A 25383-nucleotide genomic window follows, 5' to 3' on the forward strand; every position below is an offset into this window, starting at 1 on the left:
TACTTTGTCGATGAAAAAAATAGGTTTCATTCCATTAAGAAAAGGTTCTAAAGGCATACCTAATAAAAATAAGCGTAAAATGGTTGGGCGACCACTTTTTACATGGGTGTTGGGTGAAGCTGTTTTTTCTAATTTAGATGAAATTGTTGTTTTTACGGATGATGAAACCATTATTGATTTTATAATAAAAGAATACTACTGGACAAACAAAGTAAAACCAATTTTAAGAAGTGCAGAAAGTGCTACCGATACAGCTTCAACCGAAATGGCTATGTTGGAATATGCTGAGGCTGTAGATTTCAATTTTGATATATTTTGCTTACTGCAGGCCACGTCGCCGTTTACAAAAAAAACAGATATTAATATTTGTTTAGATAAACTGATTGAAGGTTATGATTCAGCCTTAACAGTGGTAAATACACATCGGTTTCTTTGGGATAAAAATGGAAAACCTTTAAATTATAATCCTGACAAAAGACCACGTCGACAAGATTTTGATGGTTTACTCATTGAAAACGGCGCAGTTTATACCACAACAAAGAGTAGTCTTAAACAGACCAGAAATAGATTAGGAGGTAAAGTAGGAGTAGTTAATATGTCAGAAGATAGCCTACATGAAATAGATTCTGAGTCAGATTGGTTAGTTGTTGAAAATTTACTTATTGAACGTCAAAAAAGAGAAAAGAAATCTGAAAAAATAACACATTTAGTTTTAGATGTTGATGGTGTTTTTACCAATGGAACCATAACTTACACCAAAGATGGAGAGCATACCAAAAGTTTTGATATGCGTGATGGTATGGGATTAGAAATTTTAAGACAATATAACGTTCAGGTTATGGTAATGACATCAGAAAATTCAGAATTGGTCGCTAAACGTATGGAAAAACTGAAAATTGAGCATGTGTATTTAGGTGTAAAAGATAAATACAGCTTGTTGCAACATATTATAAAAACACATAAAATATCAATACACAATATAGCTTACATAGGTGACGATGTTAACGATTTATCTAATATTTGTAGTGTGGGTTGGTCGTTAGTACCAAATAATGCCACAGATATTGTGAAACAACATGCAGATATTGTGCTTTCTAAAAAATCTGGTGCTGGTGCTATAAGAGAAGCTTGTGAGTTTATACTAAATTATAATAAGAGATTTTAACCCCATAAATCTAATGAACACATATAAAAAACCATACATTATAGCAGAAATTGGTTGTAACCATAAAGGTGAAATGGAAATTGCTAAAGAACTTATAAAGGTTGCTAAAATATTTTGTAACGTAGATGCAGTAAAGTTTCAAAAGCGTAATAATAAGGAGTTATTAACCCAAGAACAATACAATAAACCTCACCCTAATCCCGTAAATTCTTATGGTAACACCTATGGTGAACATAGAGAGTATTTAGAATTTGATATTAATCAACACAAAGAATTAAAAGCATATTGCGAAGAAATAGGTATTACTTATTCTACATCTGTATGGGATTTAACATCAGCTAAAGAAATAGCTTCATTACATCCTGAGTTTATTAAAATTCCATCAGCATGTAATAATAATAAGGTTATGCTAGAATGGTTATGTCTTAATTATGAAGGAGAAATACATATTTCAACAGGAATGACCACCAAAGATGAAATAGAAAGTTTAGTAAATCTTTTCAAAAAGCATAATAGAAATAAAGATTTGGTTCTATATAATTGTACTTCGGGTTACCCTGTGCCTTTTAAAGATGTTTGTTTGTTAGATATTAATATATTGATTAAAAAATATAAAAATGATGTTAAATATATAGGTTTTTCAGGACATCATTTAGGAATAGCTGTAGATGTAGCTGCTTACACAATTGGAGCAAACATTATTGAACGCCATTATACTATAGATAGAACATGGAAAGGAACAGACCATGCAGCATCATTAGAACCAATGGGCTTACGTAAACTATCAAGAGATTTAAATGCGGTTCATAAAGCTTTACAATTTAAAAAGCAAGATATTTTGCCTATTGAACAAGTACAACGCGATAAGTTGAAAAATCAAAAAGTATAATCATGTTTTCATCCAATAAGATTAGGCTATTTTGGTGGAACGAAGTTAAGTTACAAGGAAAGTCTAAAGAAAATTATGGTGACTTACTTGGTAAATATCTTGTAGAAAAAATATCTAAAAAAAAGGTGATTTGGGTAAATCCTAAAGCATTTTCAATATACAATTTTTTTAAGCCAATTCATGTTACTGTAGGTAGTATACTAACACATGTTACTACTAATTGCATGATTTGGGGAAGTGGCATAATATCAAAAGATTATTTGGTTGAAAACGCAAAATTTCTAGCAGTAAGAGGACCGCAAACAAGAGAGTTTTTAATAGCAAAAGGTCATGAAGTCCCCGAAATTTATGGAGACCCTGCTTTGTTGTTACCAAGATATTATAATCCTAAAATAAATAAAGAATACAAAATAGGGATTATTCCACATTACCGAGATTATAAAAAAGTTGAACACCATTACAAGAAAGAAGAGTCTATTTTATTAATTGATTTAATGACAAATGATATTGAAAAAACTACCAATCAATTTTTGAAATGTGAAAAAATTGTATCTTCATCATTACACGGTATTATCGTAGCTCATACTTATGGTATTCCTGCAATATGGCAAAAATTTTCTAACGATGTTTTTGGTGATGATATAAAATATCAAGATTATTTTGAGTCAGTGTCAATATCTCCATATAAGCCAGAAATAAAAGATTCAAAAATGAGCATACAAGAATTAGAAAGTCTTTTTAGCAATATAGAATCACTTCCAAAACGATTGGTAATTAATAATTTGTGTGAAAATTTAATGGCAGTTTGTCCGTTTAAAAGTGAAGTGTAAATGAAGAAAAAAGTTTTTGTATTTTTTCCAGATGGTGTAGGTTTACGAAATTTTGCTTTTACTGATTTTAAGAAAATTGGTGAGGAAATGGGATTCGATATTACCTATTGGAATAACACTATTTTTTCTCTAAAGGATAATTTGGGTTTTAAGGAATTAAAGATAGAAAATCATACCACTCATAAACTGTTATCAATTTACTCAAGAGCAAGGAAGCGAGCTGAATTAAATGTATCAAGAAATAAGTTTAATGATGATGTGTATCCAACTTATAAATTTCCGTTTAATTATAAAGGATTAAAAAATATCGTTAGAAGCCTTTATGCAAAATGGTTAATTGGTTTGTATTCTTCAGAAAAAGGTATTATCAAATTAAGACAAAAAATAAATAAATTAGAACGTACAACATCAAAATATAAATATTGTAAAGCCCAATTAGAAGAACAAAAACCAGATTTAATATTTTGCACAACACAACGTTCTACACAATCTATAAGTGCTTTATTAGCAGCAAAAGATTTAGGTATTCCAACTGTGGCTTTTGTGTATTCTTGGGACAACGTACCCAAAGCTATGCAAGTTGTTGAAACAGATTACTATGTGGTTTGGAGTAATTTAATGAAGCAAGAGGTTTTAAAATATTATCCTTTTGTAAAAGAAAATCAAGTATTTATTACAGGAACACCACAATTTGAACCGCATTACAATACCGGTTTAAGGCAAACTAAAGAAGCCTTTTTTAAAGAGTATAATTTAGATTTAAACAAAAAATACATTTGTTTTTCTGGTGATGATGAAACCACTTCACCATTAGATCAGTATTATTTACAAGATTTAGCAAATGCTGTTAGAAGTTTAAATAGTAAAGGTGAGAATTTGGGTATCATTTATAGAAAATGTCCTGTAGATTTTACATCAAGATATAATGCCGTAATAGAAGCAAATCAGGATATAATTGAAGTTTTAGATCCTATTTGGGAACAAGTAGGGAAACAATGGAATCAAGTTTTGCCAACACCAGAAGACTTTAAAATGCTTTATAATGTTTGTGAGCACAGTGAGTTTGTAACAAATGTTTGTTCATCTACGGTGTTCGATTTTGTAGCTCATAATAAACCTTGTATTTATTATAATTATGAGCAACCACAACTTAAAAAAGGTATCCGCGATATTGGTCAAAATTACAAATACGTTCATTTTAGAAGTATGCCAAGTGATAAAGCAGCTGTGTTTTGTACAAATAAAAATGATTTAGAGCATTTAGTAAAAAAAATTTTAGATGGCACATTATCAAATGTTGAAGAATGCAAAGCGTGGTATAAAATTGTGGTAGGTGATATGCCTACTAAAGCTTCAGAGAATATTTGGAAGTCCATAAAAAAAATACTGGAATGAAAATAGGTTTCATTACATCGGAGTATCCACACCCACAAGTAAGTCATGCAGCTGGAATTGCAACAAGTATAAAAAATTTAGCTGTAACACTTGTTAAAAAAGGAATAGATGTAACAGTTTTTGTTTATCATCAAAACCAATCTGAAGTAATAAGTGATAATGGCGTTGAAATTCATTTAATAAAAAAAGAAAAGTATAAGTTATTAACTTGGTATTTTTATAGAAAGTATATTCAAAAATATGTTAATACAGTAGTTAAAGAAAAGGGGATTTCTATATTAGAAGCTCCAGATTGGACGGGAATTACTGCTTTTATGAAGTTTTATGTGCCTCTAATAATTAGGTTTCACGGCAGTGATGCATACTTCTGTAAATTAGAAAACAGAAAACAAAAGTTTAAAAACTTTTTGTTTGAAAAATTGGCTTTAAAAAGAGCAAAAGCATTTATTGCACCAACAACATACGCTGGCATTGAAACGAGAAAAATTTTCGGACTTGATAAAAATAAAATCAAAACTATTCATTATGGGTTACAATTAGAAAATTTTGCTAACATTAAACCAGAAGTTTATTCTCATAATGTCATACTTTACATAGGTACTGTAATACGGAAAAAAGGGGTTTTTGAACTAGCAGAAATATTTAATAAAGTAATAGAAGTAAATCCTAATGCTCAACTTATTATGATAGGAAACGATTCACCTGATGTAAAAACAGGAGCAGCATCAACTTTTGAGCTAATAGAATCAATATTTTCAAAAAAAGCTTTAAAGCAGGTAAATTACTTAGGGAAAAAACCTTACACAGAAGTAAAACAATATATAAACAATGCACATGTTTGTGTATTCCCTTCATTTGCCGAAACTTTAGGTATGGTAACAATTGAGTCTATGGCTATGCAAAAGCCAGTAGTTAATACAAGTATAGGTTGGGCACAAGAAATAATAGATGATGGGATGAATGGTTATTTGGCACATCCAAGTAATATCGATTTATATTCTAAAAGAATACTCAATTTATTAAAAAACCCAGATTTATGCCTACAATTGGGTAAAGCGGCAAGACAAAAGGTAGAAGTACGCTTTAATATTGAAAAAAATGCAGATATAAATATAGCTTATTATAAATCTGTTTTAAAACTATGATCTTATTAATTCATCAAAACGAAACTGTAGTTGAAATTATTGATTTGGAAACGAATCAATCCATTGATAAAACTATAAAAAGTGTTACTAACGCTTTGTTTGATATTGCTGAAAAATATAGAGAACATATTTTAATTTGGTGTCATGAATCTAAAAAAGGGCAATTAAATTTTGAAGGATTAAATGCTGCTTTTTATCTAAAAAATATGATGTTGTCATACAGTGAAAATCAGTATTTACCACCTCAAATTGGATATGTAGAAGATTCGCCTTTTTTAAAAGTGAATAAAAATGTTAAGTATCCTACTTGGCATATGAGTAGTAATATAGGAGCAATTCATGCATCACAGTTACTAAAATTTCAAAATCAAATTAATTTAAATCAACCTTTAGACTTTGTACTTAATTCCATAGCTAAGTTAGGTATGCCCAATGGTTTGTTTTGTTATTCAGAACCTCGATTATTAATTAATAATGATTCATACTTCCCTAATAATCAAGCTTCATTTTACAACTTATTTAAGTTTGTAAAGCAGCATTATAGAAGTATTTGGAGTATTTTATTATTAATAAACGTTGTTATTTATGATAAAAAATTTCCTGTATTGGCTTTTATTAGAACTTTTTTTGAGAAGAAGATTAAGTTTTCATTGACCTTTCATTTAGAATCTTTGAAAAATCAAAAAGTAAATGAATTTACAACAATTGATGTTATTATACCTACACTTGGAAGAAAAAACTATTTATATGATGTTTTATTAGATTTAGCTAAACAAACAGTATTACCAAAACAAGTTATAATTATAGAGCAAAATGAAGATGAAACGAGTGAATCTGAGTTAGATTTTATTCAAACTAATTCCTGGCCATTTAAAATTATCCATGAATTTATACATCAAACTGGAGCATGTAATGCGAGAAATTTAGCTTTAAGTAAAGTAGTATCAGATTATGTTTATTTAGCAGATGATGATAATAGATTTGAAAGTACTTTGCTTAAAACTGTAATAGATAAAATGAAAGATTGCAATTTTGAAGTAATTACAATGAGTTATTTGCAACAAAATGAAGTAGAAATAGTTAAGAATCCAGTTCAGTGGAATGCTTTTGGAGGAGGTTGTAGTGTTATATCATCAAAATTTTTAAATGATGTTAAGTTTAATATGGCTTATGAACATGGTTATGGTGAAGATACTGATTTTGGTATGCAATTGAGAAATTTAGGTACAGACGTAATTTACATGCCAAATATTAAAATTTTACATTTAAAAGCACCAATAGGAGGTTTTAGAACAGAATTTATTCATTCTTGGGAAAAACAAGAAGGAATTCGACCTAAGCCATCACCTACAGTAATGCTTAGTAGAATGAATCATACAACAAAGTATCAACTACTTGGATATAAAACCAATTTATTTATTAAGTTTTACAAAAGTCAAAAGATTAAAAATCCTATTAAATATTATAAGACATTTAAAAAACAATGGTTAGAAAGTATACGTTGGGCAAATCAATTGAAAAGTAAGTAATTATGAGTTTTTCTTTAATAATATGTACTTACATGAGGCCAATAGCTCTACAAAATTTACTAAATTCAGTAAATTCTCAATCGCTATATCCAAACCAGATTATAGTTGTGGATGGATCTTTAAACAAAAAAACATCACAATTATTAAAGGAAAGCAATTATAAGAATTTAAAATACGTTTTAGTGGATGAAAATAATCGTGGTTTAACTAAACAACGTAATTACGGTATTAATTTAGTTGATGATACTTCAGAAATTATATGTTTTTTAGATGATGATATTGTTTTAGAATCTAATTATTTTGAAAGACTTCTAGAGACGTATCAAAAAAAAGATGAAGCACTTGCAGTTGGAGGTTACATTAAAAATGAAGTTATTTGGAAAAAATCAATAGGAAAATTAACACCTAATGAATTTTACTATGATGGTTGGGTTCGTAAAGAGCCTTCACGTTTTAAACTCAGGAGTAAATTTGGTTTACTACCAGATGCAGAACCAGGATTTTTGCCAACATTTGCTCATGGAAGGTCAATTGGGTTTTTACCACCTTCAGAAAAAATTTATGAAGTAGAACTTATAATGGGTGGTGTATCTTCTTATAGAAAAGAAGTTTTTAAAACCTTAAGATTTTCAAACTATTTTGAAGGTTACGGACTTTATGAAGACGCCGATTTTAGTTTACGAATAGCAAAATTAGGTAAGTTATATGTTAATACCTCGGCACAATTAAACCATTATCATGATGAAAAAGGAAGACCTAATAGATATAAATATGGAAAAATGGTAGTAAGAAATGGTTGGTATGTATGGCGTGTAAAATACCCTAATCCAAACATAAAAGCCAGAGCAAAATGGCATCTTACAGCATTTTTACTTACCAGTATTAGATTTTTAAATATATTCAATACTCAAGATAAAAAAGCAGCATTTACAGAAAGTATAGGGAGAATAGTTGGTTGGTTTTCTCTTATTTTTAACAAACCTCTTAAGAATATTTAATACAATAAAATATAGATAGAATGAATTGTAAAATATGCAACAGTAAGGTTAACTTAATTAATAAGAAATTTAATTTAGGACAATGTGAAAATTGCAAGTTGATTTTTTGTTTGAAACTATATTCTCATGATGAAATCATACAGTTATATGATAAGCTTTATAATAATGAAAATGCTAAATATAGTAGCTATGTAATTAATGAATATGATATGTTATTAAAAAATAAAAAAATTAAAATAGGATATCATAGATCTAATATTTTAAGAAAACATATTCTAAAAACTAAATGTAAATCTGTGCTCGAAATAGGAAGTGGTATTGGACTAATGGGTGCTTATATTAGAAGTAAAAATAAGGGAATTAAATATTTGGGAATTGAAATAGATAAAGAAGCTTATGAAAAGTCAAGAAAACTTAATTTAAATACCGTAAACTCGGATTTTAAGATTATGGATAAAATTGATGAGTCTTTTGATGTTATTTTGTTATGGGAAGTAATTGAGCATTTACAAGACTTAAAAAGGTTTATTGAACTAGCTTATAATAAACTAAACAAGAATGGTAAAATTATTCTATCAACTCCTAATTATAACAAAATATATAATTATCCAGATAGAGAAGTAGATAATCTTTATCAAGATACCCCTCCTATACATTTAAATTTTTTTACAAAGCAAAGTATTAAAAATATTTTCGAACTTAATAACTTTAATCATTGTCAAGTAAAAATCAAAAAACTACCCTATTTACAGTATAAGTCTTTAAGTTTTTATAAAAATATTATTAAAGCCATTTTTAATAAATATCATGGTTCTACCATATTTTTTATAGCTCAAAAATGATTATTTAATTTACAAAGTATATGAAACTAGAATTATCAATATGGACGCATCATTTAACACATTTGGTATACTCCTATTTTTATTATTGTAGAGCCAATAAAATAGATGTAAATATTGTTTATAATTCAAAAATTAAATTCAATTCCGCATTATTAATAGTAAATGATAAATCAATTCTTTTTGATTATTCTGATGATGTTAAGTTTATAGATTTACCAAATAATTTTGATTTTTATTTTAAACGTTCTCTGTTAGAAAAAGATAAAAAGAATAATATATTTCCATTGAATTTTAATGTACCAATGGCTTATAAGAGCCACCTTCTACTATTAAAACTAAATAAAGATTTATTGTTTCATAAATTTAATAAAACTGAAATAGGGAGAGCTTTAGATATTTTTGGACTATTTACAAATTCAGGACACGGAACATTGGATATTAGAAATTATCCTAAAAACATTTCTGATTTTGGAGGAAATATACTTTACTATACAAGGTTATGGAATCCAGACAATAATCCTGATAAGGAAGAGAAAGAACGTAGAATGCTTCAAAATGAATTCAGAATAAATGCTTGTAGGATTATAAAAAGAGAATTTAAAAACGCATCTGTAGGTTTGTATAGTGATAGTTTCTCTAATAAACTAGCTCCGGATTTACTACTTCCTCCTGATAAATCCGATAAAAAAAGCTATCTTAAAAAATTAACTCAATATAATATAGGTATTGCTGACGATGGTTTAAAAAACACCCCAGGATGGAAAATAGGAGAATATTTATTGTATGGAAAAGCTGTTATTTCTACACCATTAAATGTTTGTATTGATAATTTTAAGGAGCACGTAAATTATGAAATATTATCATCACGTTCATCATTTGAAGAAATCCCAGGAAAAATTGAATTTTTATTAAAAGAAAAAAAATATCTTGAAATGAGTGAAAATAATTTTATTTGGAGTACGCGTTATTTGCATCCAAAAAACTATATAAATAGAATTTTAAATGTAATAAGAGAAAATGTTTTGTAATAAGAATGAAGTTTTTAATCATCACACATGTAAAGCATAAATTTGAAAGCAATAATATTTTAGCTTATGCGCCTTATGTTCGAGAAATGAATATTTGGTTTAAGTATGTTGATGAGGTTACAATTGTAGCGCCTAAAACATCTGAAAAATCTTCGCCAATAGATTTGGAATACAAGCATCCTAAAATTCAATTTAAAGAAATTCCATCCCTTGAGTTTACAAGCATAAAAAAAGCATTTTTATCATTTTTAAAAACCCCTTACATTTTTTTTGTAATATTTAATGCTTTTAGAAAAACAAATCATATACACTTACGTTGCCCTGGAAATATAGGTTTGATAGGAAGTTTTATTCAGGTTTTATTTCCCAAAACATTAAAAACAGCAAAATATGCTGGTAATTGGGATCCAAAAGCTAAACAACCTTTAAGTTACAGGCTTCAAAAAAAAATTTTAAGTAATAACTTTTTAACTAAAAACATACAAGTTTTGGTTTATGGTGACTGGAAAAAACAAACAAAAAATATAAAATCATTTTTTACCGCTACATTTACCAATAACGAAAAAGAGTTACCTGAAATAAGATCTTATAATGAGAATTTGAAGTTTATTTTTGTTGGTAGCCTTGTAGAAGGTAAACGTCCATTATTAGCAATAAAAATTATTGAAGCTCTACATAAAAAAGGCATTTCATTACAATTAGACTTCTATGGAGAAGGTAAATTAATACAAGAATTGCAGCAGTATATCATAGGAAATAAGTTGGTAGACATTATTGCATTTAAAGGAAATAAAAATAAAGAAGTTTTAATACAAGCACTTAAAGAAGGACATTTTTTAATATTACCATCAAAATCTGAAGGTTGGCCTAAAGCCATAGCTGAAGCTATGTTTTTTGGTGTTATACCAATTTCTACTTCAATATCGTGTATACCATCAATGTTAGACTATGGAAACAGGGGTATTTTAATTGAACCAAATGTAGAGGAAGCATCAAATAAAATATTAACCTGTTTAAATAAAAAGGAAGAACTCATTGAAATGTCTAAATTAGCATCAAAATGGTCTCAAAATTACACACTAGATAGTTTTGAAGTTGAAATATCCAAATTATTAAGATTTTAAAATGAGGGTTTTACAGTTAATTGATTCTTTACAAACTGGAGGGGCAGAACGAGTGGCTGTTAACATTGCTAATGGATTATCTAACAATATTGAAGGCTCTTTTTTATGTGCTACTAGAAAAGAAGGCCTTTTAAAGGAAAGTCTCTCAAAAAAAGTTAAGTACTTATTTTTAAAAAAAACAAGTAAATTTGATTTTGTAGCGATTAAGCGTTTAAATAAGTTTATAAAAGTTAACCATATACAAATTATTCATGCACATTCTAGTTCATTTTTTTTAGCAACACTAATAAAGTTCTTAAACAAAAAAGTAATTGTAATCTGGCACGATCATTATGGAAATAGTGAATTTTTAGCCCAGAGAAAACATACTGTTTTGAAGCCCTTTTCTAAATGTTTTTCTCATGTTTTTAGTGTGAATAAATCTCTGGAAGGTTGGGCAATACAAAAGCTAAAAGTTAAAAATGTAACGTATTTACCAAATTTTGCAAAAATAGATAAAAAGTGTTCTGTTACCAATTTGAATGGTGTTTCAGGTAAACGTATTGTTTGTTTAGCAAATTTAAGAGAACAAAAAGATTATATTACACTTTTAAAAGCATTTAAAGAAGTTCATCAATTATATCCAGATTGGTCATTGCACTGTATTGGTAAAAATTTTAAGGATAATTATTCTAAATTAGTTGAAGAAAAAATTAAAACACTAAATTTAGAACACTCAGTTTTTTTATATGGAAGTAAACCAGATATATATAACTTCTTGTCACAGTGCGAAATTGGTGTGTTGTCTTCAAAATCAGAAGGACTTCCTATAGCATTACTTGAGTATGGATTATCAAATTTGGCTGTTGTAGCTACTAAAGTTGGAGAGTGTGAAACAGTAATTGATAATAAAGTTAATGGTTTGTTGGTAAATCCGTGTTCAACAATAGAATTGGCAAATGCAATCGTTTCATATATTAAAAATGAGAATATGAGACTTAGTTTAGCAAACAAGTTTAATCAACATATTGTAGAAAATTATTCACTATCAAGACAATTAGATACTATTATTAAAACTTATAATATTTACCTTAAATAAATTGAAAAATTTTAGTTATATAAAGGTTATTGTATTACATCTATTAATAGGTGTTTTTATATATGGTTTTTCAGCATTATCAAAAGTATATTTGTTAGGTATTTTTATATATTTTACTTATGATATTTTTAAATCTAAACCATCGCAAAAAGCTATAAGAGTTTTAGTGGCATGCGGTTATGTGGTTGGTGCTGAAGTTTTTATAAGAATGACAGGCGGTAATTTTTTATATGAGGCATCTAAATATTTAGTAATACTATTTGTATTGATTGGAATTTTTACAACTAGATTAACTAAGCAACCCATACCATACATAATTTACATATTTCTTCTTATTCCAGGAATTTTAGTAGCAGGATTTAACGCAACAGAACAAACATCTCTTAGAACTAATATTGCCTTTAATTTGAGTGGACCAGTATGTTTGGGTATAGTTGCTATTTTTTGTTATAAGAGAAAAATAAGCTATCAAAGTATACATAAAGTTCTGTTATCAATGGCATGGCCTTTGATAGCTATGACTACATATTTGTTTTTATATACACCAGATATTAGAGAAACAATAACAGGTACGGGTTCAAATTTTGCTGCTTCTGGTGGTTTTGGACCTAATCAGGTATCAACAGTTTTAGGTTTGGGAGTTTTTGTATTTACACTTCGCTTTTTTATGCTCTCACCAAATTTCTTATTAAAATTATTAAATGGATTATTGTTATTGGTAATGAGTTTTAGAGGTATAGTTACTTTTAGTAGAGGAGGAGTTATAACTGCTCTAATTATGATAGCTGTCTTTATTTATTTTTATTTCAAGAAAGTTAATGTTAAAGCTAAATTTAGAATTAGTAGACTTGTATTCATTTTTATAGGTTTAGGCTTATCTGTATGGTTAATTTCTTCAATTCAAACAAGTGGATTAATTGAAAATAGATATACCAACCGAGATGCATTAGGTAGAGAAAAAGAAGATGTAACAACTGGAAGAAGTAATTTAATTTCTTTTGAAGTTGAAGAATTTTTGAATAATCCCATTTTAGGTGTAGGTGTTGGTGAAATTAAAGAGTTAAGAGAAGAAAAAGAAGGTATACAGGCAGCATCGCATAATGAAATGAGTCGTATTTTATCTGAACACGGTTTGTTTGGTGTAGCTGCGTTTTTGATTTTATTATTTGTGCCGTTATTTTTTAGATTTAATAATAAATCAAATGTCTTTTTTTATTCTTTTTACCTTTTTTGGTTTTTAACCATAAATCATTCTGCAATGCGAATTGCTGCACCAGCTTTTATTTATGGTTTATGCTTATTAGATATTCAATTTAGTAAACCTAAAAAGATTAAAAGACCAGTAAAATTAATATAAAGCATAATATAAGTAGTATTTGAAATGTATTGTATACATAGGAAACAAATCCAGAAATGATGATAAAACAAATTTATCTTCAATAGATATATTAACACCATTACTCAGAGAAAGCGGCTTTAGTGTATTTTCAGTTTCAGATAAAAAAAATATTTTCACACGATTACTACATATGCTCCATACATGTTTTAAGTATAGAAATAAAGTGGACTATGTTTTAATAGATACCTATAGTACATTAAATTTTTATTATGCATTTTTTGTGAGTCAATTATGTGGAGTTTTGAAGTTAAAATATGTTCCAATTTTACACGGAGGTAATTTACCTAATAGGTTAGAAAATTCTCCTAAACTGTCTAAAGCTATTTTTAAGAAAGCGCATGTTAATGTGGCACCATCAAAATACATGATGTCTAAATTTGTATCTTTTGGAATTAATAATATAATTTTTATACCTAACACTATTGAACTTAAAAATTATACTTTTAAAAAGAGAAATTTTGATAAAGTTAAATTATTATGGGTACGATCATTTTCAAAAATATACAACCCATTGTTAGCTGTAGAGATTTTGAAGAAGCTGAAAACTGAAAATATTGACACTGAATTATGTATGGTTGGTCCAGATAGTGATGGAAGTTTAAAAGAAGCAAAAGCTTATGCAAAACAGTTGAAAGTTGATGTGAAATTCACAGGAAAATTATCAAAAAAAAAGTGGCTAAATTTATCTAAGGAATACAATGTTTTTATAAATACAACAAATTTTGATAATATGCCTGTTAGCGTTATTGAAGCAATGGCATTAGGTTTACCAATAGTATCTACAAATGTTGGAGGCTTACCTTTTTTAATTGAAAATAATAAAAATGGACTTTTAGTAGAACCTGATTCAGCAGAATTATTTGTAAAAGCTATTAAAAATTTAATAGAATTTCCAGAGAAAACTAATCAAATGATTTTAGAATCAAGGAAAAAAATAGAACAATATGATTGGAAAATCGTTAAAAATCAGTGGGAAGAACTCTTTCAATAAATTCTAGCTTAATTAAATTTACTTACTATCTTTATGGTCTCTCATTTTAGCTTATAAGAATGTTTAAAAGCAGTATTCATTTTAATATATCCGAACGCAAAATTCTTTTAAGGGTCTTCGATGTATTATCAATACTAATTATACTTTATGTTGTAGGTAACATTTTTAAGTTTGATTACTTCTCCATAACAAAAGAAAACTGGACATGGGTTTTAGTACTCATTGTTTATATATCAATATTCGGAACTGTTTTCGAATTGTATGATTTACAAAAGTCCAGTAAAATCGAGAAAGTCTCTTCAAGTATTGTTCTTACTGTGTCTACTACAGTTCTATTTTACTTATTGACACCTTTTTTAACACCAGTATTACCAGATAATCGTTTACAGATTTTGTTTTTCTTCTTTTCAATGCTTGTCGCATTATTATTGTGGCGTATTGCATATTTAAATTTTATAGTCTCTCCTAGATTTTATAAAAAAGTTTTAATAATTGGAGAAACGTCAAACATTGAAACAATTCTGGAAGCTTTTAAAAAATCTGATCCTAATTATAAAATTGTAGGTTTTGTTAATTGTGAGATTAACAAAATGGAAACTGTTAAATTTAACGCTATTAAGGAATATAGTCCAAAGCAAATTCATCAGGTTATTAAAGATGAAAATATTTCAGAAATAGTTATTGCAAGTTATAATTCAGAATCTATTACTTCTGAGATTTACTATACACTCATAAGATTACTTGAAGAAGGCTTTCCAATAAAGGAATACACTCAAGTTTACGAAGAAATAACTCAACGAGTTCCGGTACAATTTGTAGGAAAAGATTTTTATAAATATTTCCCTTTTAGTAGAAGCAATCAAAATAAATTATATCTTTTTTTTCATCGTGTTTTCGATATTGTTATATCTGTTTTAGGGATTTTAGTAGGCATTATATTTCTACCAATTATATTATTAGGAAACTTATTTGGTAATCGTGGTCCTCTTTTTTATATACAAGATCGTGTAGGTAAAAACGGTAAGCTTTTTAAAATAATTAAATACCGAACCATGATTAAAAACGCTGAAAAATCTGGTGCAGTTTGGGCAAAAAAAGGTGATTCTAGAATTACTCCTTTCGGTAAATTTTTAAGATACTCTCGTTTAGATGAAATACCTCAATTTATTAATATTCTAAAGGGAGAAATGAGTTTAATTGGTCCGAGGCCTGAGCGTCCATTTTTTGTCAAAGAATTATCTCAAATGCTTCCTTTTTATGAAACCAGACATATTGTTAAACCAGGTCTTACAGGTTGGGCACAAGTAAATACTAGGTATGGCTCAACGGTAGATGATAGCTTACTTAAGCTTCAGTATGATTTGTATTATATTAAGCATCGAAGCTTCTTTTTAGATGCTATAACCTTAATAAAAACATTAAGTACAGTTATTTTCTTTAGGGGTCAGTAGTTTTAGAGTAAAACCCTACTAAAAACACATATCTAACAAAAAGTGCTATTAAAAAAGGAAGTAGACCAATAGCAAATATTTGCACTCCAATCATCCAATGTATAGTTAAAAGACAAAGAAGAATAATCAAAAACTTTAAGTATTTAACAAACCATTGGTTTATTTGTTTTTTTAAAAGCTGACCTATAAATATAATATTAAGTGCAAATGCCCATAATAGATTGTAATTTTGATGCGTTCCTATATGGTCTGTGGCAAACCAAAGTAGTAAGATAAAAACACCAATAATTCCAGTAATTACAAATAGAGAAACATCAAGCCATTTGCTTTGTTTTTGTTTTTTGTAATCTTTAAAAGTTATAAACAGAATAATTAACCCAATAATTCCAAAAACAAACAACGGACTTGTTAAAAATGAATCTGATTTAATAACTTCTCTTTGTTGAAATAACACACGGCTACGTTTAACTAGCGGTTCAGATCTGTTTTTTAAAGTAGCACTTTCAAAAAAATTATAAATATTTTCAGGTAAAAACATATGATCTTCTGGAGTTGCAGTTTTATCAATTACCGAACCCAAAGCAACATCAATACCTAAACTTCCCCAAGAATTTCTATTTAAATTATTTTGAATTAAGGTTCTAAAAGTTGCATCGTTAAAACCTTCTGGTTTGTTAAATGTAATGTTATTGTTTAATGCAATGTTAGCAACATCTTTTATTTTGGTAGCGCAATTATCAAAGAAGAATTCATAGAGATAACCTCTGTTTTCTGGTTTATAATTGTTTATTAAAAAGTCGTATAGTTTTTGTTTTTCGGCTTGAGAAATGTTTAAAACCTGTTCTTTTATGCTTCTATTATAGTAAACGTAAACCTGATAAAATCTCTGGAACTCAATTTCACTCATTAAATAATTAAGTTTTCCTTGAGCAAATTTTAAGTAGAAATTAGGCGCATCAAAATCATATTCACCATATCCATAAGTGATGTCAAGACCTAATTCGGGGTCGTAAATTCTAAATGCGCTATGTCCAAAAGCGTCATTTAAAGATGCGCCTGGAGCCACTGTAAGTACACTAATTTTAGCATGTTCAGATAAAGTTTGTTGTTGAGCCAGAGTTACTTCAACAAAAATTAGTAGAAATAAAAAAAGAAGTGTTTTTTTCATGTAAAAAAAATTATCTAAAAATACTAAAATCGAGTTTTAGAGAAAAGACATTGGAATAGAGTGCTACACTTTGGTCTCCAATATCTGTAAAAGCATAGTCAATTTGAATACCGTTGTATTTAAACCCTACACCAAAGCTAGGTTGAAAACTTAATTGTTCGGTATTATCTATTTGTAATTCATTTTGAAAATTACCCATTCCGGCACGTAAATAAACCATATCTGTATATCCGAATTCAAAACCTAAAGCAGGATTTATACTTGTAAAAGATGTTGAAATAATATCGTTATTTTCTTCAAACCGAACATTTAAATTTACTGCAGATAGTAATGAATAATCGGCATTAAAGTTTACTAATTTAGAAACTCCAATTTGTAATTTAGGAATGGTGATTTCAGTAGTTTCTGGTAACTCTTGATTTTGTCCTTCTACGGCATCACTTATAGTAGCAAATTGTTCTTCATCTATAGCCCAAGCATTAAAAGTTGTGGTGATATCTCGAGCCATTACACCAAATTTCCAATCATTATCAGTTTCGAATTGAATTCCTAAATCTAGACCAAAACCCCAAGAGGAAGCAAAATCGCCAATAACTCTTCGTATTACTTTTGCATTAACTCCATAATTTAAACCTTGTACAGGAAGTTTTCTAGCATAAGAAAAAGTTAAACCATAATCTGCAGTTGAAAATAAACTAATACGATCGTAATTTATATTGCCTTGTTCGTCAATAAGCTGAGTGGTGTTTAAAATATCATCAACCGCAAATCGAATTAAAGATAATCCAACGGCACTTCTATCATCTAAAGGCATTGCATAAGCTGCATAATCGTAATTTGCAATATTTGCAAAATAACTGGAGTGCATTAAAGCTAGTTGGTTGTCTTCTAATTTTAATAAACCTGCAGGGTTCCAATATCCTGAGTTTACATCGGCAGTATGCGAAGTTACCGCACTACTCATACCTAATGCAGCGGCATCAACACCAATATTCATAAATTCATTAGAGTATTTTCTAACGGTTTGACTAAATAGAGATATTGATAAAACAAAAAATAATGCAGTTATGTAAGGTCTCAATCGCAATTTTTTTACAAACCGACATAAATTTTTCAGATGTAAATATAATCAGAACACATGAAAAATTTATACGGAGGTTACCTGTGACAAATTTAAAACAATTAACTTTTACACAGGAAAGATGCACATAATATTTAAACCTATAAACTTGAAATTATTACAGATATTGCTTTAGACTGAAATTGTTTGTTATTTTTACAATATTAAAATAAGTATATGAAACGATTTATACCTAATGCTCTAACACTTTTAAATTTACTTTGCGGTAGTATAGCGGTGATTTTTGTGATTAATGATAACTTTGTTACAGCTTCACTTTTTGTGTTTTTGGGTATATTTTTTGATTTTTTTGATGGTTTTGCAGCCAGAAAACTTAATGTGCAAAGTGAATTAGGCATTCAGTTAGACTCTTTAGCAGATATGGTTACTAGTGGATTGGTTCCAGGATTAGTGATGTATAAACTTTTAGACTTATCTCATACTAGTTGGGGAGAAATGAATAGTGATTCTATTTTAAATTTTAATGAAGTTTCTTTAATCCCAATTTTAGGTTTAGCAATTACGTTGGCTTCAGCTTATAGATTAGCTAAATTTAATATAGATGAAGATCAACAAACTTATTTTAGAGGTTTACCAACCCCAGCAAATACTTTATTAATAATATCATTACCTTTAATATTAGAGTTTCAAAACAATGATGCCATTAATGTCATTATTTTAAACAAATGGTTTTTAATAGCCTTAACTGTTTTAAGTTGTTACCTATTAAACTCAAGTATTAAGCTCTTCGCTTTAAAATTTAAGGATTGGAGCTTTAAAAATAATGCTATTAGATATATTTTTATACTACTGTGTATAGTTCTCTTAATTGTTTTACAATTTGCTGCTATACCACTAATAATTTTAGTTTATATAATCCTTTCCCTTTTAGATAAGTAATTTAAAAATTTTATATGGCTTCAGGAATTTTTGCATTGTTAGATGATATCGCTGCCCTTATGGACGATGTTGTTGTTATGACCAAAGTGTCTACTAAAAAAACAGCAGGTATTTTAGGTGACGATTTAGCTGTAAATGCTGAAAAAGCTACGGGCTTTGTGTCATCAAGAGAACTGCCCGTATTATGGTCCATTACAAAAGGTTCGGCTTTAAATAAAGTCATTATTTTACCCATAGCCTTTTTATTAAGTGCTTTTGTGCCTTGGGCAATAACTTTAGCCTTAATTCTTGGTGGGATTTATTTAGCTTTTGAAGGTGTTGAAAAAATTTATGAATTTTTTATACCACATAAGGAAGTTAAAGTTAAACCTGACATTGATTTAGATTTACCCAAAGAAGAATTATTATTGTTAGAAAAGAAAAAAATTAAATCTGCTATTTTTACAGATTTTATATTATCTGTTGAAATCGTAATCATTGCGCTTGGAACGGTTTTAGACAGATCTTTAACGTTTCAAATCATTATTGTATCAATTGTATGTATTATAGCTACAGTTGGTGTTTATGGTATTGTAGCGTTATTGGTAAGAATGGACGATTTTGGTTACCGATTAATTAAAATAAGTAACGGGAACTCATTTGTTAAGTTTATAGGAAACTTTCTTGTAAGAGCTTTACCAATAATTATAAGAAGCTTAGCAGTTATAGGTACCATAGCTTTAATTCTTGTGGCAGGTGGTATTTTTGTTCATAATATTGAATTTATACACCATTTAGTTGAAGACATTAACCTTCCTTCAATTATTATTGAGTTTATAATAGGTCTTATAGTAGGCTTAATAGCTTTAATCTTATTTAAGTTTGGTAAGTATATTTTTAAAAAGATAAAGGGCTAATCGTTGTTTTAGTCCCTAATTTTTTTCTTTCTAAGCTCAAAGTTCTGCCCTAAATATACTTTACGTACCATTTCGTCTGCAGCAAGTTCTTCAGGACTACCATGTTTTAAAATACCACCTTCAAACATTAAATAGGTTCTATCTGTAATGGCAAGTGTTTCTTGTACGTTATGGTCTGTAATTAAAATACCAATATTCTTTTTGGTAAGTTGTGCTACAATACGTTGTATATCTTCAACCGCAACAGGATCTACCCCTGCAAAAGGTTCATCTAAAAGAATAAAATTAGGATCGGTTGCTAAAGCACGAGCAATTTCTGTACGACGGCGCTCTCCTCCAGATAATAAATCGCCACGACTTTTTCTTATATGCCCTAAACCAAACTCTTCAATAAGCGATTCCATTTTATGAATTTGCTCTTTTTTACTCAGTTTAGTAAGCTGTAGTACACTTAAAATGTTATCTTCTATACTTAGTTTTCTAAAAACCGAAGCTTCTTGCGCTAAATATCCAATACCGTTTTGTGCACGTTTGTACATAGGGTAGTTTGTGATTTCGGTATTATCTAAATATATATGACCACCATTAGGTTTTATTAAGCCAACAATCATATAAAAAGAAGTTGTTTTTCCAGCACCATTAGGTCCTAAAAGGCCAACAATTTCTCCTTGGTTTACTTCAAGAGAAACGTCTTTTACCACTTTTCGCCCGCTGTAGGACTTCATTAAATTTTCAGCTCTTAAAATCATATTTGCAATAACGTAATTTTTATTTAATTGAAAAAGTAATACTCAACGTTATAACGTTGAGGTTCCTTTGAAATTGTCATTCTCGCAAAAGCGGGAATTTCAGTAAAAGAGAATTATTAAATTTCTTTTACTGGGCTTCCAATGCATCCCAAAATTCGTAAGCACGACGTAAATGCGGGATAACTATAGTCCCACCAACTAAAGTTGCAATACTTAAAGCTTCTACAACTTCTTCTTTTTTTAAGCCTATTTTATAACTTGTTTCTAAATGATATTTAATACAATCATCACATCTTAAAACTGCCGATGCCACCAAACCTAAAAGTTCTTTTGTTTTAACATCTAAAGCACCTTCCGCGTAAGCGTTAGTATCTAAATTAAAAATGCGCTTAATCACCTTGTTGTTATCTGCTAAAATTTTATCGTTCATTTTAGCTCGATAATCATTAAATTCTTTAACTAGGTTTGACATGTTGTTTTTCTTTTCGTTTTTGATTTCTAACCACGATCTTGGAAATATAAATACTTATTTGGTATAATATTAATATTGGTATAGCAACTATAACTTGACTTGCAATATCTGGTGGTGTAATAATTGCAGAAAGAATTAACACAATTACCAGAGCGTATTTTCTATATTTTCTTAATATTTCTGGAGTAACTAATCCAATTTTAGTTAAAAAGTAAATGATGATTGGTAGCTCAAAAATTAAGCCAGATGCTAATGCTGATGAGCGTACTAATGCTATATAAGAGCTTATGTCTATTTGATTATCTACAATTTCTGAAATACTATAATTAGCTAAAAAGTTAAGAGATAAAGGTGTAACAATATAGTATCCAAAAAGCACACCTATAAAAAATAATAGTGATGAAATGATAATGAAACCACGAGAATGTCTGCGTTCGTTATCATGTAAACCAGGACTTATAAATTTCCATAATTGATAAATAACATATGGAAATGAAATTATAAAACCACCAAGAATAGCAGTCCATATATCTGCAGAAAACTGTCCAGCCATGGTACGGTTTTGTATTATCATGGGCATTTTTTCTGCACAAAACGTAGTGTCAACCCCAATAAATTTAGCTGTTTCACACAAAAAACTATAAGTTGGGAAACTCATTTCTAACGGAGCGAAAATAATTTCATTAAAAACAAATCGGCTAAAAATAAAAGCTAAGGTTGCAACTAAAATAACTGCAATACATATTCTAATTAAATGCCAACGTAAATCTTCAAGATGATCTAAAAAAGACATCTCATTTATATCTTTTTTTGCCATTATATAATACCTTCTTTTATTAAATCGTGTAAATGTACTACACCAGCGTATTTACCATTATCTTCCACTAGCAATTGAGAAATATCGTTAACTTCCATTACTTCTAAAGCATCAATAGCCATAGCGTCTGCATGAATGCTTTTTGGATTAGCTCCCATAATATCTTTTGCAGTTAATTTAGAAAAATCGTCTACTTTGGAGAGCATTCTACGTAAATCACCATCGGTAATAATACCTATAATTTTATCATTTTCAACTACAGCAGTAACTCCCAACATTTTTTCTGTAATCTCAACAATTACATTTTTTATACTGGTATCTGCATTAACTTTAGGTTTTTCGTTTACAGAAGAAATATCTTGTACGCGTAAATACAACTTTTTACCTAAAGCCCCACCTGGATGATACTTTGCAAAATCATTACTTGAAAAACCACGTAATTCTAATAAACATATTGCAAGTGCATCGCCAATTACTAACTGTGCAGTAGTGCTGGTTGTAGGAGCAAGGTTATTTGGGCAAGCTTCTTTTTCAACAAAAGCATTTAAAATATAATCAGCGTTTTGTCCTAGAAAAGAATCCTTACTACCTGTAATAGCAATAATATTATTGTTGGCTCTTTTTATTAATGGTATAAGCACCTTAATTTCTGCTGTATTACCACTGTTAGAAATACAAATAACAATGTCGTCTTTAAGAATAAGTCCTAAATCGCCGTGAATAGCTTCGGCAGCATGCATAAAAATAGCAGGTGTACCTGTAGAATTTAAAGTAGCAACAATTTTATTGGCTATTATAGCACTTTTACCAATTCCGGTAATAATAACACGTCCTTTTGAATTGTATATAAGTTGAACAGCTTCTGCAAAATCATCAGTTATAAGGTTAGACAAATTTAAAATGGCTTCACTTTCCATCTTAATAGTTTGCTTCGCTAGGTTAATAATAGAATTTCTGTCTTTCAAAATTTATTATTTTTTTGTTGATTTTTTAAAGTTTTTGTTATCTTTAGTGATGGCCAAATCGAATTTTGGTTTAATTTCGATTTTCGTTACAAAACTAACGAAAAAAATATGAGGGGTTTCTCAAAAAGCATCATTAAATTTATTAAAATGATTTTTGATGTTTTATGGTGTTTAATAAGAAAATAAATTTTATATAATTCATGTTGATAGTTAAAAGTGAATTACATGCTGCACTAAAAAAGTATTTTGGATTTAACAAATTCAAAGGTCTTCAAGAAGATGTTGTTGAAAGTATTTTATCAGGTAATCATACATTTGTAATCATGCCAACAGGAGGCGGAAAGTCTCTTTGTTACCAATTGCCTGCTTTAATGCAAGAAGGTACAGCTATAGTAGTGTCTCCATTAATAGCTTTAATGAAAAATCAGGTAGATGCCATTAGAGGTGTTTCAAATGAAGAAGGTATAGCACATGTGCTTAATTCTTCATTAAATAAAACCGAAGTAAAGCGAGTTAAAGAAGATATAGTAAATGGTGTTACCAAATTACTTTATGTTGCTCCAGAGTCTTTGACTAAAGAAGAAAATGTAGAGTTTTTAAGATCGGTTAAAATATCTTTCATGGCGATTGATGAAGCACACTGTATAAGTGAATGGGGGCATGATTTTAGACCAGAATACAGAAATTTAAGAAGTATTATTGGTAGAATAGGAGATAATATTCCCATAATTGGTTTAACCGCTACAGCTACGCCTAAAGTACAAGAAGATATTATAAAAAATCTTGGTATTACTGGGGCAAATACTTTTAAAGCGTCTTTTAATAGACATAATTTATATTATGAAGTACGCCCAAAAACAAAAAATGTAGATGCTGATATTATTCGTTTTATTAAACAAAATGAAGGAAAATCTGGTATTGTTTATTGTTTAAGCAGAAAGCGTGTTGAAGAATTGGCACAAGTGCTTCAAGTTAACGGTATAAATGCAGTGCCTTATCATGCTGGTTTAGATGCAAAGACAAGATCGAGTCATCAGGATAAATTTCTTATGGAAGATGTAGATGTTGTTGTTGCAACTATTGCATTTGGTATGGGAATAGATAAACCCGATGTACGCTTTGTAATTCATCATGATATTCCAAAAAGTATTGAAAGTTATTACCAAGAAACAGGAAGAGCTGGACGCGATGGAGGAGAAGGACATTGTTTAGCATATTATGCCTATAAGGATATAGAAAAGCTGGAAAAATTCATGTCTGGAAAACCCGTAGCAGAACAAGAAATTGGGCATGCCTTATTACAGGAAGTAGTGGCTTTTGCCGAAACTTCCATATCCAGAAGAAAGTTTATTTTGCATTATTTTGGTGAAGAATTTGATAATAAAACAGGCGAAGGAGGCGATATGGATGATAACGTAAGGCATCCTAAGAAGAAACATGAAGCCAAAGATGATGTTGTAGTTCTATTAGAAACTATTGAAAATACAAACGAAAAGTATAAGTCTAAAGATTTAGTTAATGTTATAACAGGTAAAGAAAATGCATTAATAAATTCCCATAAAACCAACGAGCAGCCATTCTTCGGAAAAGGAAAAGACAAAGACAAAAAGTATTGGATGGCCTTATTAAGACAGGTATTGGTTGTTGGCTACCTTAAAAAAGATATTGAAACTTATGGAGTTATAAAACTAACTGAATCAGGCAAAACTTTTATAAAAAAACCTGAATCTTTTATGATGACCGAAGACCATGTGTTTGAAGGAGAACAAGAAGATGGAACTATTGTTACTGCAGCAAAAGGTGGAGGAGCAGTTGCAGATGAAGTCTTAATGGGCATGCTAAAGGATTTACGTAAAAAGAATGCAAAAAAATTAGGAGTTCCACCATTTGTTATTTTTCAAGATCCTTCTTTAGAAGATATGGCGTTAAAATATCCTATAACGTTAGCAGAACTTAGTAATGTTCATGGTGTAGGCGATGGAAAAGCGAAAAAATATGGAAAAGACTTTGTTGAACTAATTGCTAAATACGTTGATGAAAATGATATTATTCGTCCAGACGATTTAGTTGTAAAATCAACTGGTAGTAATTCTGCAAACAAACTATACATCATTCAAAATATTGATAGAAAATTACCATTAGACGATATAGCATCTTCAAAAGGTATGTCTATGGAAGAGTTTATAAAAGAAATGGAAGCCATAGTTTACTCTGGAACTAAATTAAATATAGATTATTGGATTCATGATATTTTAGATGAAGATCAGCAAGAAGAAATTCATGATTATTTCATGGAATCTGAATCTGATAGTATTTCTGCTGCTATAGAAGAGTTTGATGGCGATTATGATGATGAAGAATTGCGTTTATATCGCATAAAATTTATTAGTGAAGTTGCCAATTAAATTTTCTTAAAACAATCTAGCTTCAAG

At 29.0% G+C, this 25383-nt stretch carries 23 protein-coding genes; 17 read left to right on the forward strand and 6 right to left on the reverse strand.

Going from position 1 to position 25383, the window contains the following annotated elements; all coding sequences use genetic code 11:
* Positions 1-10: 10 nt before the first annotated feature.
* The 14 genes from MBM09_RS06175 (at position 11) to MBM09_RS06240 (ending at position 15864) form a co-directional block, all read left to right on the forward strand.
* Entirely contained in the window at positions 11-1165 is a 1155-nt protein-coding gene (locus MBM09_RS06175; RefSeq protein WP_238675974.1) for an acylneuraminate cytidylyltransferase, read from the forward strand.
* A gap of 13 nt (positions 1166-1178) precedes the next feature.
* Entirely contained in the window at positions 1179-2054 is an 876-nt protein-coding gene (locus MBM09_RS06180; protein WP_238675975.1) for an N-acetylneuraminate synthase family protein, read from the forward strand.
* A 2-nt stretch (positions 2055-2056) separates the two neighbouring features.
* A complete protein-coding gene (locus MBM09_RS06185; protein ID WP_238675976.1) occupies positions 2057-2884 on the forward strand; it encodes a polysaccharide pyruvyl transferase family protein in 828 nt (275 codons plus the stop codon).
* Entirely contained in the window at positions 2885-4279 is a 1395-nt protein-coding gene (locus MBM09_RS06190; RefSeq protein ID WP_238675977.1) for a CDP-glycerol glycerophosphotransferase family protein, read from the forward strand.
* On the forward strand, positions 4276-5424 hold the full coding sequence (locus MBM09_RS06195; protein WP_238675978.1) for a glycosyltransferase family 4 protein: 1149 nt from the start codon (positions 4276-4278) through the stop codon (positions 5422-5424). The genes MBM09_RS06190 and MBM09_RS06195 overlap by 4 nt, the downstream gene beginning before the upstream one ends.
* Positions 5421-6953 carry a glycosyltransferase family 2 protein gene (locus MBM09_RS06200; protein ID WP_238675979.1) on the forward strand — a complete coding sequence of 511 codons (1533 nt, stop codon included), beginning with the start codon at positions 5421-5423 and terminating at the stop codon, positions 6951-6953. Before MBM09_RS06195 ends, MBM09_RS06200 begins: the two co-directional genes overlap by 4 nt.
* Positions 6954-6985: 32 nt before the next feature.
* Positions 6986-7951 (forward strand): glycosyltransferase family 2 protein, encoded by a 966-nt coding sequence (locus MBM09_RS06205; protein WP_238675980.1) that lies wholly within the window; start codon positions 6986-6988, stop codon positions 7949-7951.
* Between the two features lie 110 nt (positions 7952-8061).
* Entirely contained in the window at positions 8062-8793 is a 732-nt protein-coding gene (locus MBM09_RS06210; RefSeq protein ID WP_238675981.1) for a bifunctional 2-polyprenyl-6-hydroxyphenol methylase/3-demethylubiquinol 3-O-methyltransferase UbiG, read from the forward strand.
* A 20-nt stretch (positions 8794-8813) separates the two neighbouring features.
* A complete protein-coding gene (locus MBM09_RS06215) occupies positions 8814-9821 on the forward strand; it encodes a hypothetical protein (RefSeq protein WP_238675982.1) in 1008 nt (335 codons plus the stop codon).
* A gap of 5 nt (positions 9822-9826) precedes the next feature.
* Positions 9827-10945, forward strand: a complete 1119-nt coding sequence (locus MBM09_RS06220; protein ID WP_238675983.1) for a glycosyltransferase family 4 protein — start codon at positions 9827-9829, stop codon at positions 10943-10945.
* A 1-nt stretch (position 10946) separates the two neighbouring features.
* A complete protein-coding gene (locus MBM09_RS06225; RefSeq protein WP_238675984.1) occupies positions 10947-12023 on the forward strand; it encodes a glycosyltransferase in 1077 nt (358 codons plus the stop codon).
* 1 nt (position 12024) lies between these two features.
* Positions 12025-13380, forward strand: a complete 1356-nt coding sequence (locus MBM09_RS06230; RefSeq protein ID WP_238675985.1) for an O-antigen ligase — start codon at positions 12025-12027, stop codon at positions 13378-13380.
* Between the two features lie 19 nt (positions 13381-13399).
* The gene (locus tag MBM09_RS06235; protein ID WP_238675986.1) at positions 13400-14413 is read left to right on the forward strand and encodes a glycosyltransferase family 4 protein; all 1014 of its coding nucleotides are present in this window, start codon (positions 13400-13402) and stop codon (positions 14411-14413) included.
* Between the two features lie 59 nt (positions 14414-14472).
* Positions 14473-15864, forward strand: a complete 1392-nt coding sequence (locus MBM09_RS06240) for a sugar transferase (RefSeq protein WP_238675987.1) — start codon at positions 14473-14475, stop codon at positions 15862-15864.
* Here MBM09_RS06240 and MBM09_RS06245 read toward each other — a convergent pair.
* Complete coding sequence (locus MBM09_RS06245) at positions 15851-17032, reverse strand: DUF4105 domain-containing protein (RefSeq protein WP_238675988.1); 1182 nt, start codon at positions 17030-17032, stop codon at positions 15851-15853. The genes MBM09_RS06240 and MBM09_RS06245 overlap by 14 nt on opposite strands.
* Before the next feature lie 10 nt (positions 17033-17042).
* Positions 17043-18029, reverse strand: a complete 987-nt coding sequence (locus MBM09_RS06250) for a PorV/PorQ family protein (RefSeq protein WP_238676320.1) — start codon at positions 18027-18029, stop codon at positions 17043-17045.
* Positions 18030-18329: 300 nt separating this feature from the next.
* On the opposite strand from MBM09_RS06250, the gene MBM09_RS06255 reads away from it, so the two are divergent.
* Together MBM09_RS06255 and MBM09_RS06260 are read left to right on the forward strand one after the other, a co-directional pair.
* On the forward strand, positions 18330-19052 hold the full coding sequence (locus MBM09_RS06255; protein WP_238675989.1) for a phosphatidylcholine/phosphatidylserine synthase: 723 nt from the start codon (positions 18330-18332) through the stop codon (positions 19050-19052).
* 14 nt (positions 19053-19066) lie between these two features.
* Entirely contained in the window at positions 19067-19948 is an 882-nt protein-coding gene (locus MBM09_RS06260) for a DUF808 domain-containing protein (RefSeq protein ID WP_238675990.1), read from the forward strand.
* An 8-nt stretch (positions 19949-19956) separates the two neighbouring features.
* On the opposite strand, the gene lptB is transcribed toward MBM09_RS06260, so the two are convergent.
* The 4 genes from lptB to MBM09_RS06280 form a co-directional block, all read right to left on the reverse strand.
* Positions 19957-20697, reverse strand: coding sequence for an LPS export ABC transporter ATP-binding protein (gene lptB / locus MBM09_RS06265; protein WP_238675991.1), 741 nt, complete (start codon positions 20695-20697; stop codon positions 19957-19959).
* A 127-nt stretch (positions 20698-20824) separates the two neighbouring features.
* Positions 20825-21169, reverse strand: coding sequence for a carboxymuconolactone decarboxylase family protein (locus MBM09_RS06270; RefSeq protein ID WP_238675992.1), 345 nt, complete (start codon positions 21167-21169; stop codon positions 20825-20827).
* The gene (gene tatC / locus MBM09_RS06275) at positions 21153-21986 is read right to left on the reverse strand and encodes a twin-arginine translocase subunit TatC (RefSeq protein WP_238675993.1); all 834 of its coding nucleotides are present in this window, start codon (positions 21984-21986) and stop codon (positions 21153-21155) included. The genes MBM09_RS06270 and tatC overlap by 17 nt, the downstream gene beginning before the upstream one ends.
* Positions 21986-22903 carry an SIS domain-containing protein gene (locus MBM09_RS06280; protein WP_238676321.1) on the reverse strand — a complete coding sequence of 306 codons (918 nt, stop codon included), beginning with the start codon at positions 22901-22903 and terminating at the stop codon, positions 21986-21988. Before MBM09_RS06280 ends, tatC begins: the two co-directional genes overlap by 1 nt.
* A gap of 248 nt (positions 22904-23151) precedes the next feature.
* On the opposite strand from MBM09_RS06280, the gene recQ reads away from it, so the two are divergent.
* Positions 23152-25356 carry a DNA helicase RecQ gene (recQ, locus tag MBM09_RS06285; RefSeq protein ID WP_238675994.1) on the forward strand — a complete coding sequence of 735 codons (2205 nt, stop codon included), beginning with the start codon at positions 23152-23154 and terminating at the stop codon, positions 25354-25356.
* The last annotated feature ends 27 nt before the right edge of the window (positions 25357-25383 follow it).

It is taken from the genome of Flaviramulus sp. BrNp1-15 (genome assembly GCF_022259695.1).
Classification (GTDB): domain Bacteria; phylum Bacteroidota; class Bacteroidia; order Flavobacteriales; family Flavobacteriaceae; genus BrNp1-15.